Source organism: Azospirillum sp. B21, from assembly GCF_008364825.1.
In the GTDB taxonomy this organism is placed as follows: domain Bacteria; phylum Pseudomonadota; class Alphaproteobacteria; order Azospirillales; family Azospirillaceae; genus Azospirillum.
The window spans coordinates 82,957-104,384 of the sequence record NZ_VTTO01000014.1 but is presented as its reverse complement, the minus strand read 5'-3'; the positions used below and the strand labels follow the sequence as shown (position 1 = coordinate 104,384).

Genomic DNA, 21,428 nt, shown 5'->3' with positions numbered 1-21,428 from the left:
GGCGATGACAGAGCCTTCCCCCCGCCGCTCCCCGCAGGAGGTGGTCGCCCGCCTCGGCCATCACCTGTGGCCGCAGGGGGAGACCGGCGGCCTCTACATGATCGTCGACGCCGCGCGCGACCCAGGTCTCTATCCCGGCCTGCTGGCTCGGGAGGAGGAGGCCGACATGCGCTCCCTCTATCAGGGCGACACGGCGAGCGAGCTGGCGGAGGTGGCGCCCTATCTGGTCCGGCTGACGCGCGGCAGCGCCGTCGCCGACTGGCTGGTGGGGGAGGGCTGGGGACGCGGCTGGGGCATCCTGGTGCAGGCCGACGGCGACATCGACACGGTGCGCCGCCATTTCCGCAAATTCACCATCGTGAACGGCGAGGGCGGGGCGACCTACCTGTTCCGCTTCTACGATCCGGCGGTGCTGGGCAGCTTCCTGCCGATCAGCGACGAGGCCCAGCGCGCCGCATTGTTCGGCCCCGGCATCCGGTTCATGATGGAGGATGCGGGCGCCGACGCGCTCGTCCTGTTCGAATCGGTCAATGGCGACCTGCGCCGCGTCGAAATCCCGCTGCGGACAGGTCCGGGCGCGGACGCGCCCCGAAGCCGCTGATCCGAAGGCTGGAGGAGACCGCCGATGCCGCCCGCCGCGCGCCTGACCGACATGCACACCTGCCCGATGACGACCGGCCCGGTCCCGCATGTCGGCGGCCCCATCGTCAGCCCCGGCGTCCCGGCGGTCCTGATCGAATTCCTGCCGGCCGCGGTGGTGACGGACATGTGCGTCTGCGTCGGCCCGCCCGACGTGATCGTGAAGGGGTCGGCGACGGTGATCGTCGGCGGACGGCCGGCGGCGCGGCTGGGCGACCAGACCGCCCATGGCGGGGTGATCGTGACCGGGGCGCCGACGGTCGTGATCGGCGGCTGAACGCCGGGCAAGAGGGATTGGCAGCGGGGTTGGAGAAGGTGGAATGCTGAGGCTGAGGATCGTTTCGGACCATCGGGCGTCGCTGGGCGGCAATGCCGAGAAGACGCTGCATGGCGGCGACCTCACCGTCGGGCGCGGGGTCGAGAATGGCTGGATCCTTCCCGATCCCGACCTGCTGCTGTCGCGCCAGCACTGCGTCTTCGAGAAGACCGGAGCCGGCTACCGGGTGATCGACACCAGCACCAACGGCGTCTTCCTCAACGGCTCCGACCGGCCGCTCGGCCGCAATGTCCCGGCGGATCTCAGGTCGGGCGACCGCGTCCGCATCGGACGCTTCATCATCGAGGCGACGGTTGAAACGCTGTCCGCCCCCAGCTTCACCGAGATCTCCGGCGCCTTCCGGTTGGGCGGGACGGATGGCTCGCCCGATCCCTTCGTGCCGCCGCCGGTCCATGCCGCGGCACCGGACCAGTTCGACGAGATGTTCGCCGATCCCGCGGTGCGCCCGTTCGAGCACCAGCCGCTGCGGTCGGAAGATGCACCTTTCGACGCCTGGACCGCCTCCAGCAGTGGCGCCGCCCCGCGCGAACGGGCGGAGGACTGGCGGTTCGGCACGGTGGACGACCATTCCGATCCGCTGAACCAGTCGCTTTCCATCGGCGTCTCGTATCAGCCGCCTGCCACGGCGCCGCAGCCGTCGGGCGGCGGCATCCCCGACGATTGGGACGACGACCTCCTCGGCGCGCCGCAGCCGGGCGCTTCACCCTTCCCGGACCCGGCCTTTCCCCCTGTGGCGAAGACGGCCCAGCCGTTGCCGGAAGACTGGAACATCGACGAGACCCTTCCCGATCCGGCGGCCGACCCGCTGCCGGTGGAGCCTCCGCCGGTCGACCGGGCGGCCGAACCGCTCCCGCTGCCGGACGATTCCGTCATCGTTCCCCACGCGGCGCAGCAGTTCGTACCGCCGCCGCCCGAGCCCGTGTCTCCTCCCGCGCCGGCCGCCGTTCCTGCCGCCGCGCCCGTGGCCGATGCGGGTGCCGCGGTCGCCGCCTTCTATGAGGGGTTCGGCGCGCCGCTGCCGGCGGACGGGCTGCCGGACCCGACTGCGATGATGCGCAACCTGGGCGAGGCGCTGCGCGTCAGCCTGGGGGCGCTGCATGCGTCACTGCGGGCGCGCTCCCGCTTCAAGGACGAGTTCCATCTGGAGCAGACCAGCTTCCGCCCGGCGGGGGAGAACCCGCTGAAGCGCTGCGAGACGCTGGACGAGGCTGTGTCGGTGCTGGCCAACCCGCGCCTGCGCGGCTTCCTGCCGATGGCCGACGCGGTGCGCGAGGCGGCGAGTGACGTGCAGGTCCACCACCTCGCCTATGCCGCGGCGCTGCAGACCGCGTTAAAGCAGGTGGTCGCCAAGTTCGATCCCGGCGCACTCAGCCAGCGGCTGGAGACGCGGCTTCTCGACAGCATCGTCCCGGCGGCGCGCAAGGCCCGCTATTGGGACCAGTACGAGACGCTCTACAAGGATTTGGTGGTCGAGTTGGAAGAGGATTTCGACCGGGTCGTCGGCGATGCCATCGCCCGTGAATACGACCGCTTCGTGCGCGGCGATACCGGCCGGGATCCGGAGGGCGGATCGCCGGACTGATCCGCCGCCGCTCCACCCTTCGACACCACCTGCCCCTTCCCGAACCGGACCGCATCCCGACATGGCCCAGACCCCCGACGACAGCCACGAGCCCACCGCCATCCTGCCGGCCGCGTCCGGAGGCGCGAAGCAGGGGGCGGATGCAGAGGCGACAAGGCTGACCACGCCGCCGGCCGCTGCCACCTCGGTGCCCGGGGCGTCCGTCGCCCCGACCTCGGTCACCTCATCGTCCCTCACTGCGGCGTCCGTCTCCGGCGTGGACGCGGCGGGAGGACGGGCGTCGCCGGCGCCGATCGGGCCGGGCACCCTGCTGAGCCATACCTATGAGGTGGCGGGGCTGATCGCCCGCGGCGGCATGGGCGAGGTGCACCGAGCCCGCCATGTCGACATGAACACCTGGCATGCGGTGAAGGTGATCCGGCCTGAACTGGCGCAGGACGCCAAGATGGTCGAGCTTCTTCGGCGCGAGGCGGCGGCGCTGCGCGAGATCCGGCACGAGGCGGTGGTGTCCTACGACGGCGTCTTCCGCGACGAGTATGGCCGGATCCTGCTGTCGATGGAGTATCTCGACGGACCGTCGCTGCAGGAGGTGCTGCAGGGCGGGCCGCTGGACCCGGACGACGTCGCCATCCTGCTCGACCGCATCGCCTCGGGGCTGGCGGCGGCGCACCAGCGCGGCATCGTCCACCGCGACATGTCGACCGACAACGTCATCCTGCCCGGCCGCCAGATCGCCAACGCCAAGATCATCGATTTCGGCATCGCCAAGCAGACCGCCGGCGGGGCGGGGACCGTCATCGGCGACGCCTTCGCCGGCAAGTACGGCTATGCCTCGCCCGAGCAGTTCGGGCTGTTCGGCGGTCAGGTCGGGCCGCAGTCCGACATCTACAGCGCCGGTCTGGTGCTGGCCGCGGCGGCGCTCGGCCGTCCGCTGGACATGGGCCGTACGCCGCAAGCGATGATCGAGCGGCGCATGTCGGTGCCCGACCTGTCGGCGCTGGACGAACCGCTGCGCGGGGTCCTGTGCTCCATGCTGGAGCCGGACCCGCAGAACCGCGCCAAATCGATGACGGAACTGGTCGGCGCGCTGACCAGCCGCCCGGCGGAGATCACGCCTTTCGACGCCACCCCTTTCCCGGCCGCGACCGTGGTGAGGGAAGAGCCGAAGCCGGCGGTGGTCCAGACCGCGAAGGTCGGTGTTCAGGCGAAGGGCGTGGAGGTAGCCGCCGGGCAGACGAAGAAGGCTCCGGTCGGGCTGATCGCCGGTGGCGTCGGCGGTCTGGTGGCGGCCGGCGTCGCCGGTTTCCTGCTGTTCGGCCAGTCGCAGCCGCCCGCCCAAACGGCGACCCAGGCGCCTGCGCAGGTGCCCACCCAGACGCCGGTGAAGGAGGCGTCGGCTCCTGCGGCTCCCGCCACTCAGCCCGCCGCGCCAGCGGTCCCGACGCCGGCCGCGCCGCCCGCCATGACCACCGCGCCGCTCGGCGCGCCCGCTTCTCCCACGCCTGCGGCGCCCGTGAAGGCAGAAACGCCGGCACCCGATCCGGTCAAGCCCGCGGTCGCGCAGGTTCCCGCCGCTGCGGTGCCGCCGCTGCCGGTCACTCCGGCGGTTCAGACCGTCACGCCGCCTGCACCGGCCCCGACTCCCGCACCGCCCCAGGTCGTGCCGGCCGCCGTTCCTGCCGCGCCACCGGCACCGCCGACGATCACGCCGGCCGAGGCACGCAAGGCGGTGGAGACTGCGGCGGCCGGGTTCGCCTGTTCCGGCGTCAGGGCGGTTGAGACGGGGAAGGGGCTGCGGATCGGCGGCTATGTCGCCAGTGACGCCGATGCCGGCGCCCTGAAGGCGGCGATCACCGGGCTGCCGGGCGGCGTCGACATCGACGCGCGCGTCGCCGTGCGCCCCTGGCCGCTGTGCGAGGCGCTGGGTGCCGCCGGCCTGCCGGCGCGGGCGGAGGCACAGGGGGCGGATGCGCTGGGGCTGGGCTTCAACCGGCCGTCGATGGTCTACCGCCAAGGCGAGAAGCTGGAGGTCACGGTGACGCCCGCGATGGCGGGCTACCTGACCGTCGATTACATCGACATGGAAGGCAACGCGATCCACATGGTGCCGATGCGCCTGCGTCGCGACGACCGCGTCGATGCCGGCCGGCCGATCACGTTGGGCGTCGCCAAGTCGCCCGCCGACCGCGTCTACACCATCGCCCCGCCCTATGGCCCGGCGATGATCCTGGCGCTGGTGACGCGCGAACCGCTGTTCCCGGCGGAGCGCGAGGAGGTGGAGCCTGCCGGCGCCTATCTGGCGAGCCTGCGCGCGGCCATCGCCAAGGCCGAGGCGAAGGGGAACGTCGTCGTGCAGTCCGCCTTCTTCACCACTGTGGCCGAGTAGCCCGGCCGATGGACAGCAGCGGTCGGCGCCTCGCCGTCATCGGCGGCGCATTGGCGCTCTGTGCCCTGGCGGGCGGATTTCTCGGGGTTGGGATCGACTGGCTGGCCGGGGCGCCAAAGGGGCCGCCGCCGGTCGTGATCGCGGAATCGCCGCCGCCCATTGCCCTGCCGGGCGCCGTTCCGGCCGCAATCCCTACCCCGGCGCCCGCCCCGCCACCGGTGCTCGCCGAAGCGCCATGTCCGCCGGGTCTGCCGGCCGGGCCGTCGCCCCGCTGCCACAGCCTGCGGGTGCCGTCGGACTGGCAGCGGCCGGACAGCCTGCCGCTCGACCTGTTCGTGATGGTGTTGCCGGCGCTGAACGGCGCGCCCGCCGCCGATCCGGTGGCGGTGCTGGCCGGCGGGCCGGGGCAGGGCGGCAGCGACGATCCGCGCGGCACCGCGGCGATGCTGGCGCCGATGCGCGCCACCCGCGATATCGTCCTGGTGGACCAGCGCGGCACCGGCCGGTCGGCGCCCTCATTGCGCTGCCCGGCGCTGGACCCGCTGCGCACTTGGTTCGGCGGCGTGACGGCGGAGGATGCTGTCGCCTGCCTCGATCCGCTGCGCCGCGCCGGCTACCGGCTGGAGGATTTCGACAGCGGGCAGAGCGCGGCGGATTTGCGGGCGCTGCGCGGCGCGCTGGGGGTGGAGCGCTGGAACGTCGTCGCGACCTCCTATGGCGGGGTGTTGGCCCAGGCGCTGCTGCGCGTCGATGGGGCGGCGGTGCGCAGCCTTGTGCTGAACTCCCCGGCGGCGCCGGATGCGACATGGCTCGACCTTGACCGGCTGACCGCGATCCGGCAGGCCCATCGCCGCATGGTGGAGGATTGCGCCGCCCAACCCGATTGCGCCCGCGCCTTCCCCCAACTGGGGCAAACGGTGGAGCGGCTGGCGACGGCGCTGGAACGCAAGCCGCTGGAGCTTCGCCTGCGCCATCCCGGCGCCGGGCGGGAGAGCAACCTGCAACTCACCTGGCCGATGCTGTCGACTGTGCTGGCGCTGCGGCTGGGCAGTGCGGACGGGATGGTGGTGGTTCCCGCCCTGCTCGACCGTCTCGACCGCGCTGTCACACGGGCCGGCGGTGCGGTCCGGCTGGAGGATGCGGCGGCCCTGTCGCTGGTGGTGCCGCCGGGCATCTGGGGTGTGCTGGACAGCCTCGCTTATGGGCTGAACCTGACGGTGGGATGCCGGGAGAACCGTCCGCGCATCGATGCCGCCGCCGCCCGGCGCGCCGCGGCCGACCTGCGTCCCCATGTGGTGGCGGACGCGGTGGAGACCGATTACGACGCGGCCTGTCCGGTGCTGAACCTGCCGCCGGTGGATGCGTCCTTCTACCGGCCGGTGGAGTCCGACGTGCCGGCGCTGATCCTGACCGGCGCCTATGACACCTTCACCGCCCCGGCGCGCGCCGAGACGATGGGGCGCAGCCTGCGCCGGGCGACGCTGATGTCCTTCCGCGGCATCGGCCATGACGTGCTGGGCGTCAGCCCTTGCGGCCGGGCCGCCGCCGCCCGCTTCGTCGAGACGCTGACCACCGGTGACGCCGGGGCCTGCGTCGAGCGGCTGCTGCCGCCGACCTTCGCCACACGGCTGCCAGCGCCGTGACGATGGCCCCCCGCCTTTTGCGGGCCGTTCTTGCCGCCGCACTGCTGCTGCCTGCCGGCTGCGCCGCAATTCCTCGGGAGCGGGTGGCGGCGGTGGACGAGGCCACCGGGGCCGCCGGCCTGCTGCCGCGGCGCTTCGCGGCGGCGCCCTTCACCCTGGCCGGCTGGCTGCGGTCCGGTGGGGCGGGGCCGCTGGTGGTCTATATCGAGGGCGACGGCCATGCCTGGAACAGCCCGACCGAACCGTCGCGCGACCCCACGCCTTTCAACCCGGTGGCTCTGTCGCTGGCGCTGACCGACCCCGCGCCGCGGCTGCTCTATCTCGGCCGGCCCTGCCAGTATGGCGGGGTGGCGACCGACGCCGCCTGTTCCACCCGCATCTGGACCTCCCACCGCTTTGCCCCGGAGGTGATCGGCGCCCTCGGCCGCGCCCTGGACGAGGCGAAGCGGGAGAGCGGGGCGGACCGGCTGGTGCTGGTCGGCTATTCCGGCGGCGGGGTGGCGGCGGCGCTGCTGGCGGCAAGGCGCAGCGACGTGGCGGCCCTGGTGACGGTGGTGGCGCCGCTCGACCTTGCGGCCTGGGCGGCGGCAAAGCGGCTGACGCCGCTGACCGGATCGCTCGACCCGGCGCGGGAGACCGGACGGCTGGCCCTGGTGCCGCAATGGCACATCGCCGGGGGCAACGACCGGGTGGTGCCGCCGGACGTGGTGCGCGGCTTCGGGACCCTTGTCGGCGCGCCGGTGCGCGTGGTGCCGGGGATGGAGCATGACGGCGACTGGCCGGCGCTGTGGCCATCGCTGCGGGCTGCGTTCCCGGTGTCGCTGGGACCGGGGCAAGCCGGGTCTTAACGATTTCACCGCCGTCCCCCGCGGGCGTCCATTGCCAGACGCCGGTGCAAACACTATGATTTCAAAGGTGCAACCCGGGTGTCCGCAGGGGCGAGACCCGTACCGCTTGAGACGATCGGAAGACCCGTATGGACGCTCACGACCTTTCCCTGGACGACAACGGCACGATCCAGGCCATCGGCATCCTTGCCGACGTGCTGGACGGGGTGGAGGGGCCGGGCGGTCTCGACACGGTGCTGGTGTCCAAGGCTCTGCGTCAGGTGATCGCCACCAAGTCGCAGCCGGCCTTCGAATTCGCCTCCCGCGCCTTCAACACGCTGGACCCGTCGGTCCGCCGTCAGGTGGCGGAAAGCGCGGACGAGGCGGCGCATCATGCGGTCGAGCTGCGCGGCCGGGTCGGCGGCTTCCTGTCGACCGCCGCGAAGAAGCCGGTTCCCCAGGGCCCGGTGGTCGGCCAGCAGCCGAACTTCATCACCGCGCTGAACCTGCGCTCCCGCCGCCGGCCGAATTCTCCGTCATAAGTTGGGGCGCTTCAGCCGGCCTCATCTCCTGCGGCAGCGTGTCGAGCAGCGCGCAGTCCCAATAGGGGCGCGGGCCGAAGCGTTGGACCAGGAAATCGACGAACACCCGCACCTTCGGCGACAGGTGGCGGTTCTGCGGATAGACCGCGTTGACCGACAGTTCCGACGGGATGTGCCGGTGCAGCACGCTGACCAGCTCGCCGCGCGACAGCGCCTGTCCGCATAGGAAGGTCGGCGACATGATGAAGCCGACGCCGGACATCGCCGCTTCGCGCAGCAGGTCGCCGTTGTTGCTGCGGATCGGGCCCGAGACCCGAACGTTGCGCGTCTCGCCATCGACCGTGAACTGCCAGACGTCGGGTGTCGGCACGTTGGTGTAGAGCAGACAGCTGTGCCGTGCGAGATCGTCCGGCGTTTCCGGCACCCCGTGCTTTTGCAGATAGGCCGGGCTGGCGCACAGCGCGATGCGCGCCGGAGCCAGCCGCCGGGCGATCAGCGAGCTGTCGCGCAGCCGCCCGATGCGGACCGCCAGATCATATCCCTCATCGATCAGATCGACCGTGCGGTCGTTCAAATCCATATCGATCTCGATGGCCGGATAGCGTTCCAGGAATTCCGCCACCGCCGGGGCCAGATGCATGATGCCGAAACTGACCGGCGCGTTCAGCCGCAGCCGGCCGCGCGGGGCGGCATGCAGGTCGGCGACCGCCTGTTCCGCCTCCTCCAAATCGGCGAGGATGCGGGTGCAGCGCTCATAATAGGCCTGTCCCACCTCGGTCAGGCTGAGCTTGCGGGTGGTGCGGTTCAGCAGCCGCGCGCCGAGCCTGTTCTCCAGCTCGCCGATGCGGCGGGAGACCACCGACTTCGACAAATTGAGCCGGTCGGCGGCGGCGGTGAAGCTCTTGGTGTCCACCACCTTGATGAAGGCGAGCATGTCGTCGAGGCGATCCATGGCATTGTTGTACACCCGGAAACAATGAGGTGCCAAGATCCGGCATTACCGGAAACGTCGCCGCGCCCTATTTCTGGTGTCACCGCCGGGCCGTCATCGGTCGCGGCGACGGGATGACGCAACGAAACAGGGAGTGGCGACGATGGCGAAGGTTCTGGTCCTCTATTACAGCAGCTGGGGCCATGTGTCGGAGATGGCGCAGGCGGTGGCCGAAGGCGCCCGCTCCGTCGCCGGTACCGAGGTGGCGGTGAAGCGCGTGCCCGAACTGGTGCCGGAAGCGGTCCGCCAGTCCGCCCACTACAAGGACGAGAGCGATGTCCCCGTCGCCACGGTGGACGAGCTTGCCCAGTATGACGCCATCGTCATCGGCACGCCGACCCGCTACGGCAACATGGCCTCGCAGATGAAGAACTTCCTCGACCAGACCGGCGGGCTGTGGGCCAAGGGCGCGCTGGTCGGCAAGGTCGGCGCGGCCTTCACCTCCACCGCCACCCAGCATGGCGGCCAGGAAAGCACCATCCTCAGCACCCACACCGTGCTTCTGCATCTGGGCATGGTGATCGTCGGCCTGCCTTACTCCTTCCAGGGCCAGATGGGCGTTTCGGAAGTGATGGGCAACTCGCCCTACGGCGCCAGCACCATCGCCGGCGGCGACGGTTCGCGCCGGCCGAGCGTGGTCGAACTGGACGGTGCCCGCTACCAGGGCCGCCATGTCGCCGAGATCGCGACCAAGCTGCACGGTTGACGACAGGTAGACGCTGAAAAGAGGGGAGGGAGCCGTGGGCCTGCTGATCGACGGACAATGGCAAGACCAGTGGTACGACACCAAGAAATCCGGCGGCGCGTTCGTCCGGACGGAGGCGCAGTTCCGCGACCGGGTGTCGGCCGACGGCTCCACCCCCTATGCGGCGGAGGCCGGGCGCTATCACCTGATGGTGTCGCTGGCCTGTCCCTGGGCGCACCGCACGCTGATCTTCCGCAAGCTGAAGCGGCTGGACGAGGTGATCGGCGTCAGCGTGGTCGATCCGCTGATGCTGTCGGAAGGCTGGACCTTCGCCGAGCCGGAACCGGTGACCGGCGCCCGCCGCCTCTATGAGGTCTATCTTCAGGCCAAGCCGGGCTACAGCGGCCGGGTCACCGTCCCGGTGCTGTGGGACAAGAAGACCGGCAGCATCGTCAACAACGAGTCGGCGGAGATCATCCGCATGCTCAACCGCGAGTTCGACGCCTTCACCGACATGCGCACCGATTTCTGCCCGCCGGATCTGGTGGAGGAGATCGACCGGGAGAACGCCTTCGTCTATGACGCCGTCAACAACGGCGTCTACAAGGCCGGCTTCGCCACGTCCCAAGACAAGTACGAGGCCGCTTTCGACGCCCTGTTCGCGGCGCTGGACGGCATCGACGCCAAGCTGGCGACCCGGCGCTGGCTGGTCGGCAACCGGCTGACCGAGGCCGATTGGCGCCTGTTCACCACACTGGTCCGCTTCGATGCGGTCTATGTCGGGCATTTCAAGTGCAACAAGCGGCGGATCGCCGACTATCCCCACCTGTCGGGCTATCTGCGCGACCTCTATCAGGTGCCGGGCGTGGCGGAGACGGTGAATTTCGACCACATCAAGCGTCACTATTACGGCAGCCATGCCACCATCAACCCCACCGGCATCGTGCCGAAGGGGCCGGAACTGGATCTCGACGCGCCGCACGGACGGGGCGATCTGGGACCGGAACCGCTGGCGGCGTGACGGATCGGCTCCCCGGCGGTTGTCAGAAGGAAACGACAACCGCATGAGGGAGTTCGTCCGATGCGTACAATCATTCTCGCGGCCGCGGCCGTCCTGGCTCTTTCCTCGCCGGCCCTGGCCCAGAGCGGCCAATCGCAGAGCGGCCAGTCGCAAAACGGCTGGGGCGGGGCGCTCGACCAGCTGAACCGCGCCGTCAACCCGAACAATTATCCGCAGGACCGCACGGCCGAGGACCGCGAGATGAACCGCGACGGGCGCCGCTATGAAGGCTCGTCGGGGAATTCGGCCGGCAACCGCCGCGGCAACGCCTATGGCGACTATTCCGACCGCGACCTGCGCAACCAGTATGACCGGCTGGGCGAGGAACAGCGCCAGATCCGGCAGAACCGCCGCGCCATCGAGGACGAGATGGAGCGCCGCGGCATCAACCGGTAGGGAAAGCCGTCAGGGCTTGTGGCAGCGGGCCATGTCTTCCGGGTTGCCCATCGCTTCGCACTGGAAGCCGTTGGAGAACTTGAAGCGCAGCGGCCCGGTCTTGCGGACGCTGACCACCGGTTTCTTGCCGGTGTCCTGGAATTCCACCCAGGCGGAGCTGTCGAAGCGCGTCTGCAGCCCGTTGCTGAGCCGCACCCGGCCCTGGTTGTCCTTGATCACCTGGATGCCGGTGCTGAACAGCAGGTTCGGCCCGTCCTGCTTCGCCGACAGGCCGTTGGTGCAGTTCACGCCCTCCGGCTTCACGGCCACGCACTCGAAGGAGCTGGGCTGGCTGGCGGTGAGGACCATCGCGTAGACGGCGACTTCCAGAACGTTGAGCGGCATGGGCATGCACCGGTTGAGTGGTGGCGGTTGAGTGGTGGCGGATTTGAAAGAGCACAGGACCGCGGCGGGAAACCGTCCGCGGTCCTTCCGTCTTACGGACCATGTGGTTACGAAAGAGATAATGTCGCGACTGCGGTCGAATCTTGCGCATCCGGCCGCTTCACCCCGCCCGCGGCCGGCGTGACCATGACCGGTGCGGCGGCCCGGCAACTGGACTTGCGTGCCCCGGACCGGTAGAAGCGGTCCCATCGGCCATGGCTTCGGCCATTTGCTTCAGCCAGAGGGGGCGGGCGCAATCCCATGACGTTCCAACAGCGTTTGATCCTGCTGGTCACCGGTCTGGTGCTGCTGGCGGTGGTGGTGGTCACCACGACGATGGCATTCACCACGCGCGCGGTGCTGACCGAGCGGATCGAGGCGGAGGCGCGGCTGACCGCCGGCCTGCTCGCCCGTGGCGCCGCCCAGGCCGGCGACCTCCCGCGGGAGGTCGATGCCATGCTGTCCGAACGGCTGCTGTCGGAAGCGACGCTGACCGCCCATCTGGTGGCGCTGGCGGAAACGGCGAAGCTGCCGCCCAAGGCCATCAACGACCGGCTGAAGCAGATCGCCGAGTCGGGGGGCCCGGACGAGATGTGGATCACCGACAACCGCGGCCGGGCCTATCTGCACAATGTGCCCGGTCCCGATCCGGTCTTCGGCCAGGATGCCAAGGGCGGGCCGCGCCACGGCGCCTACAGCGGCCTGCTGAACCGCTCGCCCGCGTCGCTGGCGTCGGAGCCGGCGATGGAAAGCGGGCGGCTGATGAAGTTCGCCGGCGTGACCGGTGTCGACCGGCCGCGCATCGTCCAGGTCGGCGCCGACATGCGGCGACTGGGCGACCTGCTGCGCAAATCGGGGGCCGAGGGAGCGATCGATGGGCTGATCGCCACCCGCGCGGTGGAGGCGGCCTGGCTGATCGACCGCGACGGCCGGGTGCTGGCGCGCGGCGCCGTGCTGGCCAACGGATCGGGCGGCCCGCTGTCCGATGCCGACACCGCCGCGGCCAAGGCGGCGGCGACCGCCGGCGACGTGACGACCCGCGTGTCGGGCGACGGGTTGCTGGCGCTGGCGCCCATCCGCTATGGCGCTGCCAATGCTGGGGCCAACGCCGCCGCGGCCGGCCTGCCGGCGGTCGCGGCCGTGCGCGTTCCCTACACCGAACCGGGGGCGATGCTGGGCCGGCAGCTGAAGATCGGCGGGCTGGTCGGCGTCTTCGTGCTGGCGCTGGGCGTCTATCTCAGCTTGCGTTTCGCCCGCGACCAGATGGCGCCGGTGGAACGGCTGAGCGAGGCGGTCAAGGCGGTGGAGGCCGGGCGCTTCAACCCCCTCAGCCTCAACGAGGCAGCGGACCGCGACGACGAGTTCGGCCGGCTGTCGCGCGTCTTCCGCCGCATGGCGATGGAGGCGACGGCGCGCGAGGAGACCCTGGACGCCCAGCTGGTGATGCGCGGGGCGGAGCTGGAGACCAAGAGCGAGAAGCTGGCCGCCGCCGAACAGCTGATCGAGGAGGAGCAGCGTGCCGCCCGCGACGTGCAGGCCAACCTGCTGCCGCGCCAGCTGCCGGTCGGCCGTGACAGCCAGTTCTTCGGCACGCTGGTGCCGGGCCATGCCGTCAGCGGCGATTTCTACGACGTGGTCGAACTGGACGAGCGCCACAGCCTGCTGGTGACCGCCGGGGTGTCGGGCGGCGGCGTGCCGGCGGCCTTCCTGATGCTGATGGTGCGCGCTGCAATCCGCGAGACCGCCCGCCCCGGCGTCGGCCCCGCCGCCATCCTGACGGGCGCCAACGAGCGGCTGTGCGGCGAGAGCCCCTTCAACGGCTTCGCCACTGCCTTCGTCGCCGTCTACGACCGTGTGGCCGGTACGCTGGTCCATGCCGCCGCCGGGCACCGCGGCGCCTGCCGCATCACCGCCGAGGGCGAGGTGGAGTTCCTGTCCGCGGCCGGCGGCCCGGCGCTGGGCATCCGCCGCGGCGCCCCCTACGGCGAGGCGACCACGGTGCTGAACCAGGACGAGACGCTGTTCCTGTGCACCGACGGCATTCTGCAGTCCGTGGATGGACAGCGCGAGCCCTTCGGCGAGGAGCGCCTTGCCGCCGCCCTGACCCACAGCCGCGGCATGTCTGCCCGCGACCGTGCCGAGCTGGTCCTGCGCAGTGTCCAGGCCCATGCCGCGGAGGGTGCGGTCACCGGGGATCTGGTGTGCCTGGCGATGCGCCGCCTGCTGCCGGTGACGGAGGCGGCGGAGGCGGTTTGAGGGGGAGTGTCGGCTGACGGTGCCCCCTCCCTAACCCTCCCCCGCTGGGCGGGGGAGGGGACTGCCGCCACTCTCCCGTACAAGCGCTTACTCCCTCCCCCGCCCAGCGGGGGAGGGTTGGGGTGGGGGCATTCGCAAGCCGACACCTCCCAAACCCCCCTACCTCTTCCCCCGCGCGCCCTCCCGCGCCCGCGAGGCCGTTTCCCGTTCCAGCCTTTCGCGCAGGAAGGCGAGCACGGCGGCTTCCTCGCCGCTCAGGCCCGCCAGTTCGTCGCGCAACTCCGCCTCCACCTCGCGCTTCAGCGACTCCAGCAGGTCGCCTTCCACATAGGCGTCCAGGATCTCGGGATGGACGTAGCTCTTGCGGCAGACGCTGGGGGTATTGCCGAGGCGGGTGGCGACCTGTTCGATGGCGCGGGTGACGTTGCGCTTGGCGCCGGTCGCGCTGTCGAACGCCTCGAACTCCCTGAGCGCCATCGCCGCCAGGACGGTGCCGGCCCAGGTGCGGAAGTCCTTTGCGGTGAAATCGGCGCCGGTCGCCTCGCGCAGATAGGCGTTGACGTCGCCCGACGTCACGGCATGGCGCTGGCCGTCCGAATCCAGATACTGGAACAGCTCGTCGCCGTCCACGTCGCGGCAGGCGGCGACGACGCGGGCAAGCCGGCGGTCGCGCAGCGCGACGTTCCATTCCTTTCCCGACTTGCCCTTGAAGGAGAAGCGGACCTCCGACCCCTCGATTTCGGTGTGGCCGTCGCGCAGCGTGGTCAGGCCGTAGCTCTGATTCTCGCGGGCGTAGGTCTCGTTGCCGACGCGGATCAGCGTGGTTTCCAGCAGCCGGACCACGGCAGCCAGGACTTTCTCCCGCGGCAGGCCGCGCCGGCCGAGGTCGGCGGACACCCGCTCGCGCAGGGCGGGCAGCGCCCGGCAGAAATCCAGCATGCGGCCGAATTTGGTGCCCTCGCGCAGTTCGGTCCAGCGGTGATGGTAGCGGTACTGCTTGCGCCCCTTGGCGTCGCGGCCGGTGGCCTGCAGGTGGCCATCAGGATCGGGACAGATCCAGACGTCGCGGTAGGCGGGTGGGATCGCCAGCTTGCGGATCCGTGCTAGCGTATCCTCCTCCGTCACCTGGGCGCCGTCGGGCCAGAGGAAGCGGAAGCCCTTGCCGTAGCGACGTCGGCGGATGCCGGGGGTGTCGTCGGAGCTGTAGGTCAGCCCGGCACAGGCGGCTTCCTGTTCGGGCGAGGGGGTGTCCGTATCGGACGGAGGGATGGTGCTGTCCATATGGGCATCAACGGCCGGAACGGGTGTTGGTTGCCGTTACCTCCTTCGGAGAGGGTTTCTTCGCAGTTGCAAAAACCCTATCCTCGCACCGCCAGATCCAGAAGGGAGCCGCGAGCATGGACAACAAACCGGACGAGACGACCCTGACCGCCCATCTGCCGAACCTGGAAATCCAGATCCGTCACCGCGAGGCCGGTGAGGACGGGGCGGAGGTGATCGCCATCCAGTTCCGCGCCACCCCGTCTTTCGACGCGGTCGCCGGGCTGCTCGCCCCTGCGTTGACGAACCCGCTCCTGCTGGCGGGACCCGCAGGAGGAAAGCCGGGAGCCCACCCGTTCGGCGCCAATCCGATGGCGTCCGCCGTCGGATTGGCCGAGATGTGGATGGCGCCGATGCGGCTGTGGGGCGAGATGGTTCGGCAGGCCTGGGCGCCCTGGGTTCGGATGGGGCAGCGCCGCTAGATCACGGCCACTTCACCTCGGGCGGCAGGCTCATCAGGATCGCCTCGGTGTTGCCGCCGGTCTTTAGGCCGAAGGTGGTGCCGCGGTCGTAGAGCAGGTTGAACTCCACATAGCGGCCGCGGCGGATCAGCTGGTGTTCCCGCTGTTCCGCCGTCCAGGGCCGGTTCATGTGCCGGCGCACCAGGGCGGTGTAGCTGTCGAGGAAGGCGGTGCCGACATCGCGGGTGAAGGCGAAGTCCGCCTCCCAGTTGCCCGAGTCGAGGTTGTCGAAGAAGATGCCGCCCACTCCGCGCGCCTCGCCGCGATGCGGCAGGAAGAAATAGCGGTCGCACCACTCCTTGTAGCGCGGATAATAGTCCGGGTCGTGGCGGTCGCAGGCGGCGCGCAGGCCGGCATGGAAATCGGCGGTGTCCCGGTCGTCGGGAATCATCGGCGTCAGGTCGGCCCCGCCGCCGAACCAGCCCTGGGTGGTAACGATGTGGCGCGTGTTCATGTGCGTGGCCGGAACCAGGGGAGAGCGCATATGCGCCACCAGGCTGATGCCCGCCGCCCAGAACTCGCCGGTTTCCGCAGCTCCGGGGATGTTGGCGCGGAATTCCGGGCTGAAAATGCCATGCACGGTCGAGATGTTGACCCCGACCTTCTCGAACACCCGGCCCTTCATCACCGACATGGTGCCGCCGCCGCCCTCGCCGCCGCCATGGTCGGGGCGGGTCCAGCTCTTGCGCTCGAACCGGCCGGGGGGCAGGTCGGCGTGGGTGCCGGTCAGCTCGTCCTCCAGTGCCTCGAAGGTGGCGCAGATGCGGTCGCGCAGCTCCCGGAACCAGGATGCGGCGCGGGCCTTGCGGTCTTCGATGATGCTGGAGTCGGCGTTTGCTTCGGCGGTCATGGCGTTTCCTGTCCGGCGGTTTGCCGCGTCTCTTGTGCGGCGGTCTGCCGCAGGGCTTCACCCAACACCATCGCCGCGCTGACCGCAACGTTCAAGGAGCGGGCGGGCGGCACCATCGGGATCACCAGCCGGGCGTCGGCGGCGTCATGCACCTCGTCGGGCACGCCTGCGCTCTCGCGGCCGACCAGGATGCGGTCGCCGGGGGCGAAGCGGAAATCGGTGTAGGGGATCGCCGCCCGCGTGGTCAGCAGCACCAGCCGCCCGGTCTGCGGCGCCGCGCGGTAGGCGGCCCAGGAGCTGTGCCGGGTCCAGTCGAGATGGTCCAGGTAATCCATCCCGGCGCGGCGCAGCCGGCGGTCGTCCAGCACGAATCCGCAGGGCTCGATCAGGTCGAGCGCCACCCCCAGCCCGGCTGCGAGTCGCATCAGTGTGCCGGCATTCTGTGGAATGTCGGGTTCGAACAGAACAAGGCGCAACGCGGGCCTTGCCTCGAAGTGTTTGTTTTGCATACAAATAGTCCAGCCCCGACACACGCGACAAATTGTCTCCCGGCCAAGGACTTTTCAAGATGTCGACGCGACGGTATACCGCAGCGCAGAAGCTGGAGATACCCACTCCGGACCGATGCGGCATGCCTGAGGGTTTTTCCTTCGGCGGGCGGGCTTGCCGTGTCATGCATAAAAATGGTCCATCGGTCGTCCGGCGCGGGCAAAGGGCGTCGGGCATGCCTTGAGGAGAAACAGGCTTATGGCTCAGACCACGCATCCGCCCGGGACGGGTGGCCACGCGGCCTCCAGCGGCGAGGGGGGTTCCCGCCGCGATTTTCTGTATCTTGCCACCGGTGCGGTCGGCGTCGTCGGGGCGGCCTCGGCGGCTTGGCCCTTCATCGACAGCCTGAATCCGGCGGCCGACACCCTGGCGCTTGCCTCCATCGACGTTGATCTGGCTCCGGTTGCCGCGGGGCAGGCGATCACGGTCACCTGGCGCGGAAAGCCTGTCTTTGTCCGCCACCGCACTGCCGAGGAGATCGAGGCCGCCAAGCAGGTCAACCTGGGCGACCTGCGCGATCCCGCCGCCGACGATGCCCGTGTGCAGAAGCCGGAATGGCTGATCGTCATCGGCATCTGCACGCATCTGGGCTGCGTGCCGCTCGGCCAGAAGGTCACCGATCCGCGCGGCGAGTATGGCGGGTGGTTCTGCCCCTGCCACGGCTCGCACTACGACACCGCTGGGCGCATCCGCAAGGGCCCGGCCCCCGCAAACCTTGTCCTTCCGACGTACGCCTTCACGGGCGATACCAAGATCCGGCTCGGTTAAGCGGCCCAACGGTTCTGGAGACCCCGAGATGGCTCAGGTTCAAGCCACCAAGTTCAAGAATCCGGTCGTGAACTGGATCGACAGCCGCCTGCCGATCTTCACGATGCTGGATCACGAGTACAACCACTACCCGATGCCGCGGAACGTCAACTATCTGTGGGCGTTCGGTGCCATCGCCGGCATCATGCTGGTGATCATGATCGCCACGGGCCTGTTCCTGGCGATGCAGTACTCGTCCCACACCTCGCTGGCCTTCGATTCGGTCGAGCGCATCATGCGCGACGTGAATTACGGCTGGCTGATCCGCTACGTGCACGCCAACGGCGCGTCGATGTTCTTCATCGCCGTCTACATCCACATGTTCCGCGGCCTCTATTACGGCTCCTACAAGGCCCCGCGCGAAATCCTGTGGATCCTGGGCGTCATCATCTTCCTCGTCATGATGGGCACCGCCTTCATGGGCTACGTGCTGCCCTGGGGCCAGATGAGCTTCTGGGGCGCCACCGTCATCACGAACCTGTTCTCGGCCTTCCCGATCGTCGGCGACCCGATCGTGACCCTGCTGTGGGGCGGCTTCTCGGTCGACAACCCGACGCTGAACCGCTTCTTCGCGCTGCACTTCCTGCTGCCCTTCGTGCTGCTGGGTCTGGTGATCCTGCACACGGCGGCGCTGCATGTCTGCGGCTCGAACAACCCGCTGGGCATCGACCCGAAGGGCCCGCAGGACACCGTCCCGTTCAACCCCTACGTCACGGTCAAGGACGGCTTCGCCGTGGTGATCTTCCTGATCATCTACGCGGCGTTCGTGTTCTTCATGCCGAACTACATGGGCCATCCGGACAACTACATCCCGGCCAACCCGCTGGTGACCCCGGCGCACATCGTGCCGGAATGGTACTTCCTGCCCTTCTACGCCATGCTGCGCGCGATCCCGGACAAGCTGGGCGGCGTGCTGGCGATGTTCGGCTCGATCGCGCTGCTGGCCTTCCTGCCGTGGCTCGACCGTTCCAAGGTCCGCAGCTGCAAGTTCCGGCCGATCTACCGCCAGTTCTTCTGGATCCTGGCGCTCGACGCGCTGGTTCTCGGCTATGCCGGCGCCATGCCGGCCGAAGGCGCCTGGCTGATCATCGCCCGTATCGGCACCGCCTACTACTTCTTCCACTTCCTGGTCCTGCTGCCGGTGCTGGGCAAGCTGGAACGGCCGAGTCCGCTCCCCAACAGCATCGCCGAGTCCGTTCTGAAGGGCGGGGGCGGCATCGCCGCCGGCGCCCATGCCAAGCCGATGGAGAAGGCCTGATGCGCGCGTTGAAGACTGCTATCCTCTCGGCGGCGCTGGCTCTGGGCATCGCCGGGGCCGCGCAGGCCGCGGAAGGCGTGCACATCCCCAAGCAGAACTGGCCGCACAGCGGCATCTTCGGGACCATCGACAAGGCGTCGGCCCAACGTGGCTTCCAGATCTACAAGGAAGTCTGCGCCGCCTGCCACTCCATGCGCCTGGTCCCGATCCGCACCCTGGCCGGCATCGGCTTCAGCGAGGACGAGCTGAAGGCGATCGCCGCCGGCTATGAGGTGCAGGCCGGCCCGAACGACGCGGGCGAGATGTTCATGCGTCCGGCCGTCCCGGCCGACCGCTTCCCATCGCCCTTCGCCAACGACCAAGCGGCGCGTGCGTCGAACAACGGCGCCCTGCCGCCGGACCTGTCGCTGATGGCCAAGGCCCGCGTCGGCGGCGAGGATTACCTCTATGCCTTCCTGACCGGCTTCGAGGAGCCGCCGGCCGACGTCAAGCTGATGGACGGCATGAACTACAACAAGGTGTTCCCCGGCCATCAGGTCGGCATGCCGAACATTCTCCAGCCGGACGGCGTCACCTTCGCCGATGGCACCAAGGCGACGGTGGAGCAGCAGGCGCACGACGTGGCGACCTTCCTGACCTTCGCCGCGGAACCGCACCTGGATGCCCGCAAGCAGATGGGCGTCAAGGTCATACTGTTCCTCCTTGTGCTGGCCGGCCTGATGTATGCCACCAAGCGCAAGCTGTGGAGCACGCTGCACTGAGCCCGACGGTTCGGTGAGGCAATTCGGACCTGGACAGGGCGCCCCTTCGGGCGCCCTGTTTCTTTTGGAGAACGGGTCGTCCGGGCGGCGGACTTATTGCGGAGAAGACGGATGGTGGACAAGCTGATCGACGAGATCGTCGATTTCTGGTTCGACGAGGCGATGAAGCCCTATTGGTTCCGCAAATCGGCAAGCTTCGACCGGGCGGTCGCCGACACGCTGGGCCCCCATCACGAGGCGGCGGCCCGCGGCGACTACGACCACTGGATGGAGGATGTCGATGGCTGCATCGCGCTGTGCGTCCTGCTCGATCAGGTGCCGCGCAACATGTTCCGCGACGATCCGCGCGCCTACGCCACCGATGCCAAGGCGCGGGGCGTGAGCGACCATGCCGTCGCCAACGGCTTCGATCTGGAATGCACCACGGACGAGAGGATCTTCCTCTACCTGCCCTATGAGCATCACGAGGACCTCGCGAGCCAGGAGCGGTCGGTCGCGCTGTTCACCGAACGGGTGGGCGATGAGACGACGGTCCACTACGCCCTGCGTCATCGCGAGATCATTCAGCGCTTCGGCCGTTTCCCCCACCGCAACGCCGTCCTCGGCCGCCCCAGCACGCCGGAGGAGGAGGCCTTCCTGAAAGAGCCGGGGTCTTCCTTCTAGACCGGCAACGGCGCCAGCCAGCGTTCCAGCGCGCCGAGCAGGTCGGCGCGGCGGACCGGCTTGGTCAGGTAGTCGTTCATCCCGGCGGCGAGGCAGCGGACGCGGTCCTCCGGCTGGGCGTTGGCGGTGACGGCGATGATCGGGATGCGGGCGCGCTCGTCGCCCAGCGAGCGGATGGTGGTCGTGGCCGTCACCCCGTCCATGTCCGGCATGGCGACGTCCATCAGCACCGCTTCGGGCGGCACCGGCGCCTGGGCGACGGCCTCCACGGCCTCCGCCCCGCCGGTGGCGGTCTCGACGGAGAAGCCGGCCTTGACGAGCAGCCCCGCCACCACCATCCGGTTGGTCGCGCTGTCGTCCACCACCAGCAGCCGGCCGCCGCGCGACCGTGCCCAGCTCATCAGCACCTCGCCGTCGGTGGTGCGCGACGGCAGGGCGACCGGCATGTCCAGCGTAACCCTCCGCAGGCCGTCCGCCCCATCCTGCACGGCGATCTGTGCCCCCATCGTCGCCAGCAGCCGGCGGGTGAGTTCCTGGTGGAAGCCGGTCGGACCCTGGGTTTCGAAGCGGCCGGCCAGTTCAGCCCGCAGGATCACCCGTTCTTCCGCCACCGGCATGGCGGATAGGCGGACTTCCAGCCTGCCGGAGCCCGGCGGCGCATTGGCGATGGCGCTCGCCGCGAGCGCGGTGCAGAGCGCGCCTGCGGTCTCGGCATCGCCGACCAGCCGCGGCGGCGTGCCGGTCAGCACATTGACCGCCAGCGCGACCTCGCGCGCCTGGGCCAGCGCCGCGGTCGATACCGACAGCATGCGGGCCAGCGCTTCCGGGGCGAAGGCCGTCACCCTCCCGCCGGGAGAGTGATGCAGATTGTCACCGTCCATGACCCGCCATTGGCAAAATGCAACGCAGCTTGCAGAGATCGGGGCCGGAATCGCCCGTGGGCACAGCTTTTCCGATCTTGCGACCCGTTCTCAGCAAGCGGTGGGCCAAAT

The 21,428-nt window shown here is 69.7% G+C and carries 22 protein-coding genes; 16 read left to right on the top strand and 6 right to left on the bottom strand.

Translation table 11 applies throughout. The features are described from left to right. The first annotated feature begins 4 nt into the window (after positions 1-4). The 7 genes from FZ983_RS25740 to FZ983_RS25710 all read left to right on the top strand — a co-directional run bounded on the left by FZ983_RS25740 (position 5) and on the right by FZ983_RS25710 (position 7,956). Positions 5-601 (top strand): DUF4123 domain-containing protein, encoded by a 597-nt coding sequence (locus FZ983_RS25740; protein ID WP_247883976.1) that lies wholly within the window; start codon positions 5-7, stop codon positions 599-601. Between the two features lie 24 nt (positions 602-625). Continuing rightward, complete coding sequence (locus tag FZ983_RS25735) at positions 626-916, top strand: PAAR domain-containing protein (protein WP_149226775.1); 291 nt, start codon at positions 626-628, stop codon at positions 914-916. A 43-nt stretch (positions 917-959) separates the two neighbouring features. Next, the gene (gene tagH, locus FZ983_RS25730; RefSeq protein WP_149226773.1) at positions 960-2,558 is read left to right on the top strand and encodes a type VI secretion system-associated FHA domain protein TagH; all 1,599 of its coding nucleotides are present in this window, start codon (positions 960-962) and stop codon (positions 2,556-2,558) included. A gap of 61 nt (positions 2,559-2,619) precedes the next feature. Beyond that, positions 2,620-4,944: a serine/threonine-protein kinase gene (locus FZ983_RS25725; protein ID WP_149226771.1), complete on the top strand. Its 2,325-nt coding sequence runs from the start codon at positions 2,620-2,622 to the stop codon at positions 4,942-4,944. A gap of 8 nt (positions 4,945-4,952) precedes the next feature. After that, a complete protein-coding gene (locus tag FZ983_RS25720; protein WP_149226769.1) occupies positions 4,953-6,587 on the top strand; it encodes an alpha/beta fold hydrolase in 1,635 nt (544 codons plus the stop codon). Next, positions 6,584-7,435 carry an alpha/beta hydrolase gene (locus FZ983_RS25715; protein WP_149226767.1) on the top strand — a complete coding sequence of 284 codons (852 nt, stop codon included), beginning with the start codon at positions 6,584-6,586 and terminating at the stop codon, positions 7,433-7,435. Before FZ983_RS25720 ends, FZ983_RS25715 begins: the two co-directional genes overlap by 4 nt. A 128-nt stretch (positions 7,436-7,563) precedes the next feature. Beyond that, complete coding sequence (locus FZ983_RS25710; RefSeq protein ID WP_014249743.1) at positions 7,564-7,956, top strand: hypothetical protein; 393 nt, start codon at positions 7,564-7,566, stop codon at positions 7,954-7,956. Here FZ983_RS25710 and FZ983_RS25705 read toward each other — a convergent pair. Beyond that, a complete protein-coding gene (locus FZ983_RS25705) occupies positions 7,907-8,908 on the bottom strand; it encodes a LysR family transcriptional regulator (protein WP_149226765.1) in 1,002 nt (333 codons plus the stop codon). The two genes, FZ983_RS25710 and FZ983_RS25705, sit on opposite strands and share 50 nt — an antisense overlap. A gap of 142 nt (positions 8,909-9,050) precedes the next feature. On the opposite strand from FZ983_RS25705, the gene wrbA reads away from it, so the two are divergent. The 3 genes from wrbA to FZ983_RS25690 are packed head-to-tail and all read left to right on the top strand — an operon-like array spanning position 9,051 to position 11,088. After that, on the top strand, positions 9,051-9,653 hold the full coding sequence (gene wrbA / locus FZ983_RS25700) for an NAD(P)H:quinone oxidoreductase (RefSeq protein ID WP_149226763.1): 603 nt from the start codon (positions 9,051-9,053) through the stop codon (positions 9,651-9,653). A 34-nt stretch (positions 9,654-9,687) separates the two neighbouring features. Further along, positions 9,688-10,653, top strand: coding sequence for a glutathione S-transferase family protein (locus FZ983_RS25695; protein ID WP_149226761.1), 966 nt, complete (start codon positions 9,688-9,690; stop codon positions 10,651-10,653). Positions 10,654-10,713: 60 nt separating this feature from the next. After that, a complete protein-coding gene (locus FZ983_RS25690) occupies positions 10,714-11,088 on the top strand; it encodes a hypothetical protein (RefSeq protein ID WP_149226759.1) in 375 nt (124 codons plus the stop codon). A gap of 9 nt (positions 11,089-11,097) precedes the next feature. Here the strand turns inward: FZ983_RS25690 and FZ983_RS25685 are convergent, their stop codons facing one another. After that, positions 11,098-11,472, bottom strand: a complete 375-nt coding sequence (locus FZ983_RS25685) for a hypothetical protein (protein WP_149226757.1) — start codon at positions 11,470-11,472, stop codon at positions 11,098-11,100. A 300-nt stretch (positions 11,473-11,772) separates the two neighbouring features. On the opposite strand from FZ983_RS25685, the gene FZ983_RS25680 reads away from it, so the two are divergent. Beyond that, positions 11,773-13,767, top strand: coding sequence for a PP2C family protein-serine/threonine phosphatase (locus tag FZ983_RS25680; RefSeq protein WP_149226755.1), 1,995 nt, complete (start codon positions 11,773-11,775; stop codon positions 13,765-13,767). 159 nt (positions 13,768-13,926) lie between these two features. On the opposite strand, the gene FZ983_RS25675 is transcribed toward FZ983_RS25680, so the two are convergent. After that, on the bottom strand, positions 13,927-15,048 hold the full coding sequence (locus FZ983_RS25675) for a DNA topoisomerase IB (protein ID WP_149226753.1): 1,122 nt from the start codon (positions 15,046-15,048) through the stop codon (positions 13,927-13,929). A 116-nt stretch (positions 15,049-15,164) separates the two neighbouring features. Between FZ983_RS25675 and FZ983_RS25670 the strand changes: the two genes are divergently transcribed. Then, on the top strand, positions 15,165-15,509 hold the full coding sequence (locus tag FZ983_RS25670) for a hypothetical protein (RefSeq protein ID WP_149226751.1): 345 nt from the start codon (positions 15,165-15,167) through the stop codon (positions 15,507-15,509). A 1-nt stretch (position 15,510) separates the two neighbouring features. Here FZ983_RS25670 and hemF read toward each other — a convergent pair whose 3' ends face one another. Together hemF and FZ983_RS25660 are read right to left on the bottom strand one after the other, a co-directional pair. Continuing rightward, complete coding sequence (hemF, locus tag FZ983_RS25665; protein WP_149226749.1) at positions 15,511-16,398, bottom strand: oxygen-dependent coproporphyrinogen oxidase; 888 nt, start codon at positions 16,396-16,398, stop codon at positions 15,511-15,513. Then, the gene (locus FZ983_RS25660; protein WP_149226831.1) at positions 16,395-16,874 is read right to left on the bottom strand and encodes a tRNA (cytidine(34)-2'-O)-methyltransferase; all 480 of its coding nucleotides are present in this window, start codon (positions 16,872-16,874) and stop codon (positions 16,395-16,397) included. Before FZ983_RS25660 ends, hemF begins: the two co-directional genes overlap by 4 nt. Positions 16,875-17,145: 271 nt before the next feature. Between FZ983_RS25660 and petA the strand changes: the two genes are divergently transcribed. From petA to FZ983_RS25640, 4 genes are all read left to right on the top strand, one after another. Continuing rightward, the gene (gene petA, locus FZ983_RS25655; protein WP_149226747.1) at positions 17,146-17,715 is read left to right on the top strand and encodes a ubiquinol-cytochrome c reductase iron-sulfur subunit; all 570 of its coding nucleotides are present in this window, start codon (positions 17,146-17,148) and stop codon (positions 17,713-17,715) included. A 28-nt stretch (positions 17,716-17,743) separates the two neighbouring features. Further along, a complete protein-coding gene (locus tag FZ983_RS25650) occupies positions 17,744-19,012 on the top strand; it encodes a cytochrome b N-terminal domain-containing protein (RefSeq protein WP_149226745.1) in 1,269 nt (422 codons plus the stop codon). Further along, on the top strand, positions 19,012-19,773 hold the full coding sequence (locus FZ983_RS25645) for a cytochrome c1 (protein WP_149226743.1): 762 nt from the start codon (positions 19,012-19,014) through the stop codon (positions 19,771-19,773). Before FZ983_RS25650 ends, FZ983_RS25645 begins: the two co-directional genes overlap by 1 nt. 111 nt (positions 19,774-19,884) lie before the next feature. Next, complete coding sequence (locus tag FZ983_RS25640) at positions 19,885-20,436, top strand: DUF924 family protein (protein WP_149226741.1); 552 nt, start codon at positions 19,885-19,887, stop codon at positions 20,434-20,436. On the opposite strand, the gene FZ983_RS25635 is transcribed toward FZ983_RS25640, so the two are convergent. Next, positions 20,433-21,317, bottom strand: a complete 885-nt coding sequence (locus tag FZ983_RS25635) for a response regulator (RefSeq protein ID WP_149226739.1) — start codon at positions 21,315-21,317, stop codon at positions 20,433-20,435. The genes FZ983_RS25640 and FZ983_RS25635 overlap by 4 nt on opposite strands. Positions 21,318-21,428 lie beyond the last annotated feature (111 nt).